This window comes from Lysinibacillus sp. COL-1, assembly GCF_059814265.1.
Genome location: NZ_JCAWSJ010000003.1, coordinates 599,810 through 613,924, shown reverse-complemented (window position 1 = coordinate 613,924; position 14,115 = coordinate 599,810). Strand labels below are relative to the sequence as shown.

Here is a 14,115-nt window from a genome sequence, read left to right as displayed (position 1 = left end):
TCTTTATTCTAAAATAAATACTAGCATTGGTACAATAGTTAGGTACTAAAATTACACATATGCATATTTAGACTTATCGAAATCAGTATAGGTTAGTCAATAAGCAACATCAATTATCAATTTCTCAACAGGTTAGGGGCTTAATCATATTACTTTTTAAATAGAAGGCTTATAGAATGAACGATTATCAAGTGGGAAAAGCCGCTCAGTAAATTCACCTGGTGTCGTTTTCCCTAATGCTCTTGTTAGCATGTTCATCTTCGCGTCTATATTATCAATATAATGTAAGATTTCCGCTTCTTGAAGCATCGGTTTTTTCGGACTCCCCCACTCTTCTTTCCCATGGTGAGACAATACCATATGCTGCAACAGCATGACTTCTTCGCCTTCAATTTCTAGCTCACTTGCAATTTTGGCAATTTCATTCACCATAATGGTAATGTGACCTAATAAATTGCCCTCCACTGTATACATCGTGGCAACAGGCCCAGACAACTCCACAACCTTGCCAATATCATGCAAAATAATGCCTGCATATAACAGGTCACGATTAAGTGTTGGATATAAATCAGCAATGGCTTTTCCTAGTTTGAGCATGGACACCATATGATCTAATAAACCAGACGCATAGTCATGATGGTTTTTAGTTGCTGCCGGAAAAACTAAGATGGCATCATAATGTTTTTTAATAGCCGCTCTTGTAATACGTGAGATATTTGGATTTTTAATATCAAAGAAAAATTGTGTCAATTCTTCATACAATTGTTCTTTTGGTGTTGCAGAGGATGGTACTAAATCATCGATCGCAATACCTTCCTCTGGCTTGGCAACACGAATAGATTTGATACGCAATTGATTCTTTCCTCTATAGTCGTGAATCTCTCCACCTACACGTACAATGGCCTCAGCATGATACATTTTTTCATGATCCTCATTTGTATCCCAGAGCTTTGCCTCAATATCTCCACTTTTATCTTGTAGTAATAGCGACATAAATGGCTTTCCAACGGTTGTAACACCTTTTGTCGCTTGTTTTATTAATAAAAATTGATCAACTGCTTCTCCAACTTGGAGCGTCGTAATCCCTTTCATGTTGACGCCACTCCCCTTTCATTTGCTAATGCTCCTATATCGACAATTTGCTCTTTCTGCCAATGTTTGAGCATTGTATCATGACAAGTAAAATATAAAATTTGACGTTCATATCCTACTTCTTTCATTAATTGTACCATTTTGTTTGTACGGTTTCGATCAAAATGGACAAATGGATCGTCCATAATAATTGGAAATGGAGCAGTGCTCACTAGTGTTTTTGCAAGGGCCAGACGTAATGCAATATAGGCTTGTTCTTTGGTAGCCTGAGATAATTCAGCCATTTGATAACGTAATCCTACTACATCTTGTGCAACAAAATAACCTTCATCATGAATCGAAAGTTTATCGTATCTTCCCCCTGTTAGTAAACGGAAAATCGCATTCACCTCCACAAGGACATGAGGTAATTTTTCTTCACGTAGGCGGAATAATGTTTCGTGAATGGCTGTCGCAACAGCTTTTTTAGTTGCCCATTGCTCAATCAGCTGCTGCAATTCTGCTTTCTCCTGCTCAAACTGTTGTAGCAATTGCCCATACTTTTCATCATTTAATAGCTGATCTTTTTCAATGAGCAAAGCAGCACGTTGCGCAAGACATTGGTCGATCGCTAGCTGCGTTGAATTTTGCTCTTGTTCTAAAGCATGTATGTCCTCGTTAACAGTGTCCTCCACTAGACTCTCTCGCTGTGGAAGATTGAGTGAGGCGAGTTGAGCCTGAACCGTTTGTAACTCTGTCATGATGTTTTTTTGCTGCTCAAATTGCTCATACATTTCATAATAAGCCTGCTCGTTTGGAACTTGTGCTTCATTCAATAGCTCAGCCATTTCAGTTGTATAACGGTCCAGTTTTGATTGCCCACCATCCATTTTTATCTTCAGGCCAGCTAGCTGTTCTTTTGTTTGCTGTACTTGCTGTTGATGTTGTTGTGCTTCAAGGTAGGCTGTCCGTAAATACATATATATTTCCTGTTCATCATAGGCTCCCTCTAAAACCTGTTGAAGCTGTTTATAAATATACTGCTTTTCTTTTTGAACTTCTTGCATAAGGCTTAGGGTACTATTTTTTTTAGCTGCTAGCTCTTGCACACTCCGAATACGCATAAATAATTCGGGCATTAACGTTCTGGCGATTGTTCCCTGTAATCGATAACGTTTTAAAAAATGCTGGAGTGTGTGAGTGGCTTCTTCAATCTCTATCTCAGCCTGTTGAATTTTATATTCAAGAGAAGCGTATTGCTGCTCCTTCTCCTTTTGCTGTTCATTGACGTGTACCCAACGATCTTCATATCTTTGCTTCTTTAATAGCACCGCTTGTACCGTCATTTCCTCCTGCTCTAACTCTCGAAGAAGGGAACTATGCTCTTTACTAGTAGGCTCATCCGCTTGTTTAACATATCGGATAAATAACAGAGTCAGCAATGATAAAACAGCTCCGATAATGGTCGTAACTATGTTTTTTTCAAATACACCATAAATCAATGACAATAAACCGATTAGCAGTACAAGCCAGCTAAAATAATGAGGTTGCTTTTGTTTACTACGTTGCGATTTGACCGCACGTAATTGCTCAAGCTTACGCTTTTGTTGGGGCCACTGTGCTAAAATATGTTCTTCTTCATTTGTTAATGACTCTTGCATGAGCCGTTGCTTTTGTTTGGCAATTGTCTCTAATTCTAGATGGACTTGCTCTAGTGAGCGTAGATGAAACTTTAGCTCGTCCTCTGCCTCCTCCAATTTACTTAATTGAAGCTGAAATTGTTGTTCCTGCTGGAGTGAAACCGTTTCTTCGAGAAGATTCTCCTGTGCCTCTGTCTCGAGTACGCCTAATAAACGAAACTGTGCTTTCATTTCTTGCTCAAACATAAAGAGATCATCATGTAAATTTTGCTCCTTCACCATCAGCTGATGCCACGTTGCCTCTTTTTGCATAAGACGAGCCATTTCATTGACCGTATGCTCATCCGCTATGGTAAGTACTTGATCTTGTAATGTTTGATATTGCTCCTTTAATTGCATTAGCTGCTGACTTTCGTGTAATAGACGATCCTTTAATTGCTCATAGCGTCTTATACCTTCTGGCGGAAACTGTACATGTTGATAATTGACCAGTGTCTGCTGTAAAATCTGTTGCTGTTTGAGGAGAGGAAGTGCCTGCTTTTGAATCGTTAACTGCTGCCATTGTTGTTGCAGCAGTTTTTGCGTACTATAAAGCTTTTCTAGATTATGCTCAAGTAGTTGTAATTGCTTTAATTTGTCCTCAAATGTTAGAATCTTTCCCTGCTCCTGTTTAATCGTACGCTCAAGCTGCTTTAATTGCTCAACCTTTTGATTAATTACGGGTACTTTACCTGTTTTTTTAAACAGCTCATTTGCCTCTTTCTCCATCTTCTTTTCAAGAGCTGATAAATGTTGAACCCCCGTTGTGCCAGAAGCTAGTAGCAAATGGGTTAGCTCCTCCTCTGACATTTTTTCAATGCCCTGTAGCTCGTGCAATGAAAATGAAAAAATGGATTCAAAGGACGTTCTAGAATACCCATATAAAAGCTTAGTTAATAGTTCCTCGTGTCCCATTGTCCCATCCTCTAGATAAACAGAAACATCGCCCGCTGCCTTTCCTTTCACACGTTCAATAGTGCACTGGCCATAAATAGGATGCACGAGTGTGAGCTGACCACCATATTTCGTCGAAACTTTTGGTTCATATTTGCGCTGTGCCTGCTGCCGTATAGGGAAACCAAAGAGCATTTGTAGTATAAACTGCTGAATCGTCGTCTTTCCTGCTTCATTTAATCCATAAAAAATAGTGACACCCTCATTTAAGGAAATGGTGATGTTTTCATGCTTACCAAAGCCATATATTTGGATTTTTTGTATAGTCAGCATGTGATCACGCCCTTTGAATTTCTTCTGCCAATAATGCCTGTGCATTTTGCGTTAAGTTTTCAATATCCTTGTCACTTAGTGGCTCTATCAGCCTTGCACCACCAGCATATTGGTATAAATCTTTTAGAATATCTTTCCATTCATTACTGTCCCACTGCTCCATTAAGCTGACAACGGATTGAGTTGCTGCTGTCTGCTCATAAAGACTTGCTGTCTTCTGCAATACCAACTTTTGTACCCAACACATCGGCTCAATGCCTTCCTCCGTCTCTCGCACAGTATCTAACCATGCATCTACAGTTGCGTGTGCAAATAAAGCTTCCGTTTGTTCATCAATGTTTTGCAGGTGAAGCTCAACTACTGATGCCCCGTACTTCGTCCTATTCGTTGTGATCGCTTCCGAACATCTTTTTAGTAATTCATTGGCATGTACAACATTCGTACAATCCACTTCTATCGTGTTATAAACGACAGTAGATGTAGGGATAAAATCTAGCTCATTCGATGTTTGGGATAACGTCACGTCATAAAAGCCTTTCAGTCCTTGTTCTTTACGATGTCGACTTTGAATATTGCCTGGATAAACAATGGGAGGGTTTTGATGTAAAAGCTGTCGTTTATGAATATGTCCCAAAGCCCAATAATGATAGTTCTTTTCTATCAACTGCTGCTTAGTGAAGGGGGCGTAAACATCATGGGTCGTGTTGCCTGCCTCACTGCCGTGTAGCATACCAATATGAATGGCATGCTGATCCTGTGCAATTGGATAACTTTCAATAACTGATTCCTTTAAATGGCGTTCATGATAGCTGAAACCATATATATTTACTTGCTGGCCTCGGATTTTTAATTGAACCACGGTCGTTTCCGCTGGTAGTTCATAGACATTGCTTGGCAAAGCAAAGCGTGTCCAAGTGCCATTTAAATGATCGTGGTTACCATAGCTCACAATCACAGGGATGTTGTGTTGGAAGAGCTTTTCCATTGCATCCTGAAATCTTCGTTGTGCTTGCAAGCTACGATTTTCACCATCATAAATATCTCCAACAATTAATATAAAATCAGGTTTCTCTTGAATTGCTTTATGGATAATTTTATCGAATGCTTCAAAAGTACTCGACCTAATGTTCTTTAAAATGTGCTCAGGTAATCCAAATAAACCTTTAAATGGACTATCTAAATGTAAATCTGCCAAATGAAAAAAACGAATTGCTGTCATCCAATCACCTCAAATAGTAGATAATTATCGCCTCTGTACCGTAATATGTTCACTAAACAAAACCGAATATTTGTTCTATTTTATCATAGTTCACGTTTTATGAAAAATGGTATTACATAAAAAACAGCATTGCCTTACTTTTTCCACAATTTTCGTAATTTATCAAAAAATTCACTAGTTTTACCGTGAAGTTTATAAATCTTCTATGTATAATAGAAATATATTTAAGTAAAAGGGTGGGGTTTGTATGGAGAATTATCGTTTTACAGCTTTTGAAAAAACAGGGGAAACATTATTTGATGAAACTTGGACATTTGAAAATGATGAGGCTGCTAAACTAAACGGACAACAACAAATTGAGGAAAAAGGTGTTGCCGACAAAACTCATCGTCTTGTAAACGCTTCGGGTAAATTAATTTTATTCCATGTTTAGTGGCTAAAAGGCACGTAGTCAATGTTGCTACGCGCCTTTTATGATTGTTATTTTCCTACAAAGACAGGCATTCTTTTCTCTACAAATGCATGAATGCCTTCTAGATGATCTGTTGTTTTACGCATAGCGGATTGCCCCTCTGCTTCTAAAGCTAGGATATTTTCTAGCTGAGGCAAATTTTGAGCATGTAGAATTTTTTTCGTTGTAATCATGGAAGAAATAGGTGACGCAAGCATTTTACCAACAAGCTGATCCGCCATGGCAAATACAGTACCCTCTGGTGCAATAAAGTCAATAAGCCCTTCATCTAATGCTTCTTTTGCTGTTAATACCTTCCCCTCCCAAATCATCTGTTTCGCTTTAACAGTCCCCACACGTTCCTTCATGAAGAAATGACCACCTCCATCTGGGATTAGTCCTATTCCAATGAAATTCATAGCTAGCTTACTATTTTCACAAGCCACAACTATATCTGCCCCAAGTGTTAGACTAAACCCTAGACCTGCCGATGCACCATGAACAGCCGCAATCACAATCATTGGTAACTGATAATACGCTTTCACAATACGTGAAAGATAGACCATTGCCTCATCAATATTTAATGGTTTATTTTCATCTAACATAGCCTTGATATCGCCACCCGCAGAAAAGACTTTTCCTTCTCCACGAATAACAAGCACCTGTATATTTTGTTCCTGTTGGAGAGCCTCAAAGCATTCTGCGAGTTCTCGCATCATAACATCATCCATAGCATTCATCGCCTGCGGACGATTCAATGTTAACGTTGCACGACGTTCTAATTTTTCTAAAGTAATCGTTGAAAATTCCATCTCTATTACCCCCAAATATGAATAGTCATTCACTATGTACTATTCGTGTTTTTTTAGAAAACTCCTTCTACTCTAAGCAAAATTGCTCTTGTTATGCTATATTAAAGGACGAATATTGAGTTAAAGGTGGTAACGTATTTTGATACAGAAGGACTATCGTGTATTACTTTATTATAAATATATTACAATTGAAGACCCTGTAGCATTTGCAGAAGAACATTTAGCATTATGTAAAGAAATTGGACTTCTTGGACGTATTTTAGTAGGCTCTGAAGGCATTAATGGCACCGTTTCTGGTACCGTTGAGCAAACAGATGCTTATAGGAATCATATGAAGGCAGATGCTCGTTTTAGTGATATTATGTGGAAAATCGATGAGGTGGAAGGACATACCTTTAAGAAAATGCATGTACGTCCTCGTCAGGAAATTGTCCATTTAGGTTTGGAGCATGATATTAATCCTTTGGAAATCACAGGCGATTATTTATCGCCTAAAGAATTTATGGAACAAATGCAAGAAGAGAACACTGTGATTATCGACGCCCGAAATGACTATGAATATGATATTGGTCATTTCAAAGGTGCTGTACGACCTGATATTGAAACCTTCCGTGACCTTCCGGCTTGGATGGAAGCACATAAAGAAGATTTTTCAGATAAAAAGATTTTAACTTACTGCACAGGTGGTATTCGCTGTGAAAAATTCTCTGGTTGGCTAAAACGTGAAGGCTATGGTAAAAGTGTTGGTCAATTACACGGTGGTATTGCAACCTATGCAAAAGATCCTGAAGTAAAGGGCCAGCTATGGGATGGTCAGATGTTTGTTTTTGACCGTCGTCGAAGTGTACCGATTAATCAGGTTGAGCATGTCATCGTTGGGAAGGATTACTTCACAGGTGAACCTTCTGAACGTTATACAAACTGTGCAAACCCTGAATGTCATAAATTAATGTTATGTGAGGAAAAACACGAAGCATTTTATATGCGTAGCTGTTCAGATGATTGCCGCCGTGCAGAACGCAATTTCTTTGTCGAAGAGAATGGTTGGACGAAGGAGCAGGTTGAGGAGCAAATTGCTAAGATTGCAGAGATTCAAAACGCAAATCGTTAATACTTGGTGAGATAGGGTTTAGCCGTGTGCGTAAATGGTCTAAACCTTAAAATAGTAAGCCATCTACTAGCCCATCCAAAAAGAGCATCGTCCTGATGAACGATGCTCTTTTTCTTATTATTCCTGCGCTAAATAGCGCCCAACCTGCCGTCCACTAAATAAACAGCCTCCGACAAATGTCCCTTCTAAAGCACGATAGCCATGAACACCCCCGCCACCGAAGCCACTTACTTCACCAGCAGCAAATAAACCTGGTATAGGTTGACCATCCATACCCAACACCGCACCATTTAAATTTGTTTGTAAGCCACCCAAGGTTTTCCTAGTTAGAATGTTTAAACGTACGGCAATTAATGGCCAATTTTTAGTATCTAGAATTTTATGTGGTTTGGCAACACGCACTAATTTATCTCCAATATAATGCCTTGCCCCATGAATAGCGTTAACCTGTAAATCCTTCGTAAACTTATTGTCCATTTCTCGATCCCTTGCCAAGATTTGCTCTTTCACTTTCATGAAATCCAGTAGCTCATTCCCTGCTAGTTTATTCATGCCTTCTACTAGTTCTTTTAAATCATGTGCAATCACAAAATCTTCGCCATGATTTTTAAAAGCTTGGATAGGGGCTGGTGGACCTGGCATTATACGCTTAAGCACATCACTAATGCTTTTGTTTGTTAAATCTGGGTTTTGTTCTGAACCAGATAGTGCAAATTCCTTCTCAATAATTTTTTCCGTTAAAATAAACCAAGAGTAATCATAACCTGTTTTTTGAATTGCCTCTAACGTACTGAGCGTATCAAAGCCTGGGAAGTTGGGTGCATGGAATCGATTACCTTCTGCATCAAACCATAAGGAGGAAGGCCCTGGTAAAATACGAATGCCATGGTTGGGCCAAATTGGATCCCAATTTCTTAATCCCTCTGTGTAATGCCACATGCGATCGCGGTTTACAATACGTCCTCCAGCATGTTCTGTGATTTCTAGCATTCTCCCATCAACGTAAGCTGGCACACCACATACCATATTTTTAGGAGGAGTCCCAAGTCGTGCAGGCCAATTTTTTCTTACTAAATCAAAATTAGCCCCAATACCGCCACTTGCTACAATCACGGCATCGGCTTCGTAGGAAAATTCGCCAATCCCCAATCTCGAACTTTTTTCACCTCGATTAATAAAGGTTTCTGCTAGCACTGTTCCACTGATTCCTGTAATTGTTCCATCATGTTGTATAAATTCATCCACACGATGTCTTGGTCTAAAATCGATAAATCCATCTTTCATAGCTTGCTTTACTTTATTTACAAACGGCTTTACTATGCCAGGACCAGTTCCCCATACAATATGAAATCTTGGTACAGAATTGCCATGTCCTCCCGCTAAAGAGCCTCCCCGTTCTGCCCATCCAACCACAGGGAAAAATTTAATACCTTTTGACTTTAACCAGTCATATTTTTCACCTGCAGCAAAATCAACATAGGCTCTGGCCCATTTATAAGCCCACGAATCCTCATCTTCTAAACGATCAAAGCCTGCAGTTCCTTGCCAATCTTGCCACGCCAGTTCTTTACTATCTTTAATTCCAAGCCTTCGCTGCTCTGGAGAATTTACTAAAAATATCCCACCAAAAGACCAATATGCCTGTCCCCCTATTGAATTTTCAGGCTCTTGATCTACTAAAAGAACTTTTTTCTTTGCATCGATTAACTCACAAGCAGCAACTAAACCCGCAAGTCCAGCACCAACTATTGCAACATCGTACTGCATTTTTACACCCCCAAATCAAATCATCCTTATCTAACATTCTTCTCTCACAGCCTGTTTACCTTCTAAAATCTAATTTTTTGTCTAAAATGTGACAAGCGAAAATGTTCGCTTTCTCACACTAAAATCATCAAGGAATAGCATAAATCATCTAATTTATTCCATTTAATTACCATATAATTTTTTAACCGTAAACTACATGGAACACTGATACTATCGCACTTTTCAAATATCGTTAACGCTTTCATTGTATCCTCCAAAAAGACGAATATTAAACACCAAGAAAACAAACAATGTTCGTTTTTAGTTATTATTCAGACTTTTGAAGTCTATATTTTTTAAGTTTTTCAGAAATATCGTTGACAAAGGTGAACAATAGGGATTATGATGTTAACAAATTTAATCACACAAAATATAACGACGGAGACATACTAGTCACAAGAAAATCCAAAGAGAGCTGATGGTTGGTGTAAATCAGTGATTTCTACGATAATAGTTCCACTCCAGAATAGATAAGCCGAACAACTTAACAGTAAGCTTATCCGTCCCATGCGCGTTACGCATATAGCTAAGACTGCCAGAATAAATTTTCCAGCAGTGATTAAGGGTGGTACCGCGAACCAATGTTTATTCAGCCTTTCGCCCCTTACAACACAATAACTGTGTCTGTAAGGCGTGGAAGGCTTTTTATATTGTTTTCGATTTAGAAAGGAGATCGTTTGCATGCTGTAAGATGTTCGAATTTTACAAATTTCAGACTGTCGTAGATAAATCCACAACCCATATTTATTAAAAAGGAGCTAATTATAATGACTACTGCAACAAAAAACATTAACGTATTTATCGCTGATCCACTAAGTGAGGATGGTATTTTCCCATTACGTCAGGAGCAAGATTTAGATTTAAACATTATTGTAGACACTGGTCTTGCACCAGAACAATTAATCGCTAAAATTGCAGATGTGGATGTATTACTTGTTCGTTCTCAAACAACTGTGACACGTGAAGTGATCGAAGCAGCTAAAAACTTAAAATTAATTGGTCGTGCTGGTGTGGGTGTCGATAATATTGACCTTGCTGCTGCTACTGAACATGGCATTATCGTTGTCAACGCACCAGATGGTAACACAAACTCAGCTGCTGAGCATACAATCGCAATGATGACTTCACTTGCCCGTCATATTCCACAAGCTTTTAATACATTAAAAAATGGAAAATGGGATCGCAAATCTTATGTTGGTGTTGAGCTAAAAAATAAAATGTTGGGTGTTGTAGGCTTTGGACGAATCGGTGTTGAAGTAGCTTATCGTGCCAAAGGTCAACGTATGAATGTTATGGCATACGATCCTTTCCTAACAGATGAACGTGCAAAAGAATTAGGTGTAACAAAAGCAACAGTTGAAGAAATTTGCGAAGTAGCAGATTTCATTACAGTTCATACACCACTTCTTCCTGAAACACGTAATCTTATTAATAAAGAAAAATTTGCGATGATGAAAGATGGCGTGCGTATCATTAACTGTGCACGTGGTGGAATTATCAATGAAGATGATTTATATGATGCAATCGTAGCAGGAAAAGTAGCTGGTGCTGCCCTAGATGTATTTGTTTCTGAACCAGCAACAGATCATAAGCTACTGACATTACCACAGGTAATCGCAACGCCTCACTTAGGTGCATCGACAATTGAAGCACAAGAATCTGTTGCGGTTGATGTATCAAATGACATCATTAAATTTTATAAAACAGGTACCGTAACAAACCCTGTAAACATGCCATCTATTCCAAAAGAGCTTCTTGCACAAGTTGAGCCTTTCTTTGAATTAGCTGAAAAGCTTGGTTCATTCCTATCACAATTAACAACAGAGCCTGTAAAAGAAATCAACCTATCTTATGCTGGTGAAGTAGCAAACTATGATGTACGTCCATTAACTTCAAATGCACTAAAAGGCTTATTAGCAAAAAATCATGGTAATCATGTAAATGATGTCAATGCCCGTTACTTATCTGAACGTATCGGCATGAAAATTAATGAGCACAAAACAACAACTGCTAAAGGCTTTACAAGCTTAATTACAATTGAAATTATTACTGCTAATGAAACGCATACAGTAGCTGGTACATTATTAAACGGTTTAGGTGCACGTATCGTAAAAGTAGAAGACTATGTTGTGGACGTCATTCCACAAGGTCACCTTCTTTACATTAAAAATACGGACAAACCAGGTGCAATTGGCCGTGTAGCAACAAAGCTTGCAGAAAAAGAAATCAATATCGCAACAATGCAAGTTGGCCGTGCACAGGTTGGTGGTACAGCGGTTATGATGCTAACGGTTGATAATGTTGTAACTGAAGAAGATTTAGTTTTTGTAGCACAGCTTGAAAACATTGATGAGGTAAAAGCCATTAACCTATAATTAATCATAACAAGAAGCAGGGAGTCTCTACTCTCTGCTTTTTATTTTGGTAAAATGATACTTTTCTAAGGGTTCTTCGTCTTTAAAGAAAAGGAGGTGTACAGCTTGAAGATAGAAGAAATATTTTACTTACATAACCACACCATTTTTAAATACTTATATTACTTACTAAATGATGAAAAATTAGCGGAGGATTATACACAGGAAACCTTTGTCCGTTATTTGAAACATCACCAAACAATAAAAGAAGGAGCCGATCTCGCTTGGTTGCGGTGCACTGCACGTAACCTTGCCTATGATCATTATCGTCGAAAAAGGATAATTCAGTTTGTCCCTTTTTTACAACAGCATGAAGAACAAGCGTCACCTTCTCCTCATCAATGGCTGATGCAACAAGAAGATGCCAAGATGCTATATCTTGCTATTCGTAAACTAAAAATCACCTATCGTGATGTAATCATTCTGCGCAAAATAGAGGGACTATCCATCGAGGAAACCTGCACTATCCTTGGCTGGAATGAGGGAAAAGTAAAAAACACATTAAAACGAGCACTCATCGCATTAAAAAAACAGTTAGGAGGTGAGATGGATGAAGAATGATAAGAAGACATGGCAACACTTAGATGATTTAATGTTATCTGATCAGCAGCAAAAAAAATTATTACGCAATATGACAGAGCCCTCAGTAATTAATAAACAAAAGACTAAAAATAGATGGAAAATTCCTTCTGTGTCATTGCTATTTATAGTAGTTCTTTCTATATTACTATTATCTTTTGTTCAAAGTCCTACTAATTCTCCTACAACAATGGATTCCTCCAAAGCAATCCAACGAATCTATTTAAAGGAGAATATGAACAAGGAAACCTTTATAGCACAGGATTCTTGCCTTTATGTTCCTCAGCAATGCTATGCTCATGCAAAGGCTATCACACAGCTACAACAAAATTGGGACAACGCTTCTCCTGTAACAATATCCGCTAGTCAGTGGAAAAGTGGTACTATCTATGATATTTTGATTCTCTATAATGACCGTACACAAGAGAAATGGAAGGTACTCAATAACAAGATTTTCTTCAATGTTGAAACACAGCAAGCCTTTCTGATTGAAGAGTCATTTGACTCACTACGCTATTTTTATGATGAGAAGCGGTCGACGAAACTTATTATTGGGAACATTTTCATCCTACTTATGCATTTCATACTGTGGATTGCTAAAAAAAGAATGCCTTATACAGAACGTCGCTTTTTTGCTGCGACAGTTGAGCATGCCATTGCCAATGCCATCATGCTCGTGTTGTTTGGAGGTATTTCATTTGTTATCTATCTTGTACACCATACTATTCATGCAGTAATTATTTATGGCCTTTTCTCACTCTACTCCTTTATGCAAATCTATTATCGTAAAAAGGCTGGTGAACCTCAGGGTTACTTAATAGCTAGCGCTCTTGTCCAGCTTTGTATAGCTATAGCTTTTACATGTTTATATCTTGGACTAAACGTCTATTTTTAACAAAAAATGTACTGACTCCATGAGGGATCAGTACATTTTTATATTATAGCTTATTTACAAGCTCCATCAATGCTGTCAAAGAGTCTACCTCATAGGAAGGTATCACAGCACCATCAGCAATATGGTTTTCACGATTAATCCATACATTGCGCATACCCACACGTGATGAGCCTAAAATATCGGTATTCAAATTATCGCCAACCATAATGGCCTCATCAGCGGTAATTCCTACTTTTTCCATAACATATTCAAAAATGGACGCATCCGGCTTCCCTTTACCAAAGTCTCCCGAAATAATAATGTGATCAAAATAGGGGGCAATTTCTGGAGTGATTTCTAGTTTTAAGTTTTGCAGACTTGGTGCACCATTTGTTAGCAAGACAAGCTGATATTTTCCTTTTAATTCATCTAACACCGCAAAAGTATCTTCGTATAAAAATGGCGCTACTTTACGCTCGGCTACAAAGCGCTCTCCTAGCTCGGCTCCAAACGCTGTATCCTCAATACCAAGAGCAGCTAACCCTTTTGTCCAAGCCGCTGCACGATAACTAGGAACAATTTCTTTCATTTTTTTGAAAGAATCTGTAGCGTCATCAAAAGTTCCCCAAAGACCTTCAAACGGATTAATACCAATTAAAACGGTATAATCATATGTTTCATAACCTTCATATAAAGCACGTGCCTCTCGACGAACCGCTTCCTCTAGCTCAGCAGGGTTCACATGATGTACTGTTGCAGCATAGTCACATGTTTTTTCAAATGCTGTTTTGACCGATTTTTTATCCCATAGTAATGTATCATCTAAATCAAAAATAATTGTATTTATCGACATTTTGTCCGCTCCTAGCTCA

At 38.4% G+C, this 14,115-nt stretch carries 11 protein-coding genes; 5 read left to right on the top strand and 6 right to left on the bottom strand.

Annotated features, from left to right (window positions below; all coding sequences use genetic code 11):
- Window positions 1-156: 156 nt before the first annotated feature.
- The 3 genes from yhaM to AC6BKE_RS07390 are packed head-to-tail and all read right to left on the bottom strand — an operon-like array spanning window position 157 to window position 5,196.
- Window positions 157-1,092: a 3'-5' exoribonuclease YhaM gene (gene yhaM / locus AC6BKE_RS07400; protein ID WP_271910929.1), complete on the bottom strand. Its 936-nt coding sequence runs from the start codon at window positions 1,090-1,092 to the stop codon at window positions 157-159.
- The gene (locus AC6BKE_RS07395; protein WP_499856333.1) at window positions 1,089-3,977 is read right to left on the bottom strand and encodes an ATP-binding protein; all 2,889 of its coding nucleotides are present in this window, start codon (window positions 3,975-3,977) and stop codon (window positions 1,089-1,091) included. Before AC6BKE_RS07395 ends, yhaM begins: the two co-directional genes overlap by 4 nt.
- A gap of 4 nt (window positions 3,978-3,981) precedes the next feature.
- A complete protein-coding gene (locus AC6BKE_RS07390) occupies window positions 3,982-5,196 on the bottom strand; it encodes a metallophosphoesterase family protein (protein WP_499856330.1) in 1,215 nt (404 codons plus the stop codon).
- 247 nt (window positions 5,197-5,443) lie between these two features.
- Between AC6BKE_RS07390 and AC6BKE_RS07385 the strand changes: the two genes are divergently transcribed.
- Entirely contained in the window at window positions 5,444-5,629 is a 186-nt protein-coding gene (locus AC6BKE_RS07385) for a YhzD family protein (RefSeq protein ID WP_036075853.1), read from the top strand.
- Between the two features lie 47 nt (window positions 5,630-5,676).
- Here the strand turns inward: AC6BKE_RS07385 and AC6BKE_RS07380 are convergent, their stop codons facing one another.
- Window positions 5,677-6,459 (bottom strand): enoyl-CoA hydratase, encoded by a 783-nt coding sequence (locus AC6BKE_RS07380; protein WP_036118062.1) that lies wholly within the window; start codon window positions 6,457-6,459, stop codon window positions 5,677-5,679.
- A gap of 139 nt (window positions 6,460-6,598) precedes the next feature.
- Between AC6BKE_RS07380 and trhO the strand changes: the two genes are divergently transcribed.
- Window positions 6,599-7,570, top strand: coding sequence for an oxygen-dependent tRNA uridine(34) hydroxylase TrhO (gene trhO, locus AC6BKE_RS07375; RefSeq protein WP_036118065.1), 972 nt, complete (start codon window positions 6,599-6,601; stop codon window positions 7,568-7,570).
- A 117-nt stretch (window positions 7,571-7,687) separates the two neighbouring features.
- On the opposite strand, the gene AC6BKE_RS07370 is transcribed toward trhO, so the two are convergent.
- On the bottom strand, window positions 7,688-9,337 hold the full coding sequence (locus AC6BKE_RS07370) for an FAD-binding dehydrogenase (RefSeq protein WP_036118069.1): 1,650 nt from the start codon (window positions 9,335-9,337) through the stop codon (window positions 7,688-7,690).
- Window positions 9,338-10,143: 806 nt separating this feature from the next.
- On the opposite strand from AC6BKE_RS07370, the gene serA reads away from it, so the two are divergent.
- The 3 genes from serA (at window position 10,144) to AC6BKE_RS07355 (ending at window position 13,264) form a co-directional block, all read left to right on the top strand.
- Window positions 10,144-11,751 (top strand): phosphoglycerate dehydrogenase, encoded by a 1,608-nt coding sequence (gene serA, locus AC6BKE_RS07365; protein WP_499856326.1) that lies wholly within the window; start codon window positions 10,144-10,146, stop codon window positions 11,749-11,751.
- Between the two features lie 105 nt (window positions 11,752-11,856).
- Window positions 11,857-12,351 (top strand): RNA polymerase sigma factor, encoded by a 495-nt coding sequence (locus AC6BKE_RS07360; protein ID WP_036118074.1) that lies wholly within the window; start codon window positions 11,857-11,859, stop codon window positions 12,349-12,351.
- Window positions 12,341-13,264 carry a hypothetical protein gene (locus AC6BKE_RS07355; protein ID WP_340809440.1) on the top strand — a complete coding sequence of 308 codons (924 nt, stop codon included), beginning with the start codon at window positions 12,341-12,343 and terminating at the stop codon, window positions 13,262-13,264. Before AC6BKE_RS07360 ends, AC6BKE_RS07355 begins: the two co-directional genes overlap by 11 nt.
- Before the next feature lie 43 nt (window positions 13,265-13,307).
- On the opposite strand, the gene AC6BKE_RS07350 is transcribed toward AC6BKE_RS07355, so the two are convergent.
- A complete protein-coding gene (locus AC6BKE_RS07350) occupies window positions 13,308-14,096 on the bottom strand; it encodes an HAD family hydrolase (RefSeq protein ID WP_036118079.1) in 789 nt (262 codons plus the stop codon).
- Between the last annotated feature and the right edge of the window lie 19 nt (window positions 14,097-14,115).

Coding starts and splice junctions, on each gene's coding strand:
- yhaM (WP_271910929.1), bottom strand. CDS start 1,092: ATGAAAGGGATTACGACGCTCCAAGTTGGAGAAGCAGTTGATCAATTT.
- AC6BKE_RS07395 (WP_499856333.1), bottom strand. CDS start 3,977: ATGCTGACTATACAAAAAATCCAAATATATGGCTTTGGTAAGCATGAA.
- AC6BKE_RS07390 (WP_499856330.1), bottom strand. CDS start 5,196: ATGACAGCAATTCGTTTTTTTCATTTGGCAGATTTACATTTAGATAGT.
- AC6BKE_RS07385 (WP_036075853.1), top strand. CDS start 5,444: ATGGAGAATTATCGTTTTACAGCTTTTGAAAAAACAGGGGAAACATTA.
- AC6BKE_RS07380 (WP_036118062.1), bottom strand. CDS start 6,459: ATGGAATTTTCAACGATTACTTTAGAAAAATTAGAACGTCGTGCAACG.
- AC6BKE_RS07370 (WP_036118069.1), bottom strand. CDS start 9,337: ATGCAGTACGATGTTGCAATAGTTGGTGCTGGACTTGCGGGTTTAGTT.
- serA (WP_499856326.1), top strand. CDS start 10,144: ATGACTACTGCAACAAAAAACATTAACGTATTTATCGCTGATCCACTA.
- AC6BKE_RS07355 (WP_340809440.1), top strand. CDS start 12,341: ATGAAGAATGATAAGAAGACATGGCAACACTTAGATGATTTAATGTTA.
- AC6BKE_RS07350 (WP_036118079.1), bottom strand. CDS start 14,096: ATGTCGATAAATACAATTATTTTTGATTTAGATGATACATTACTATGG.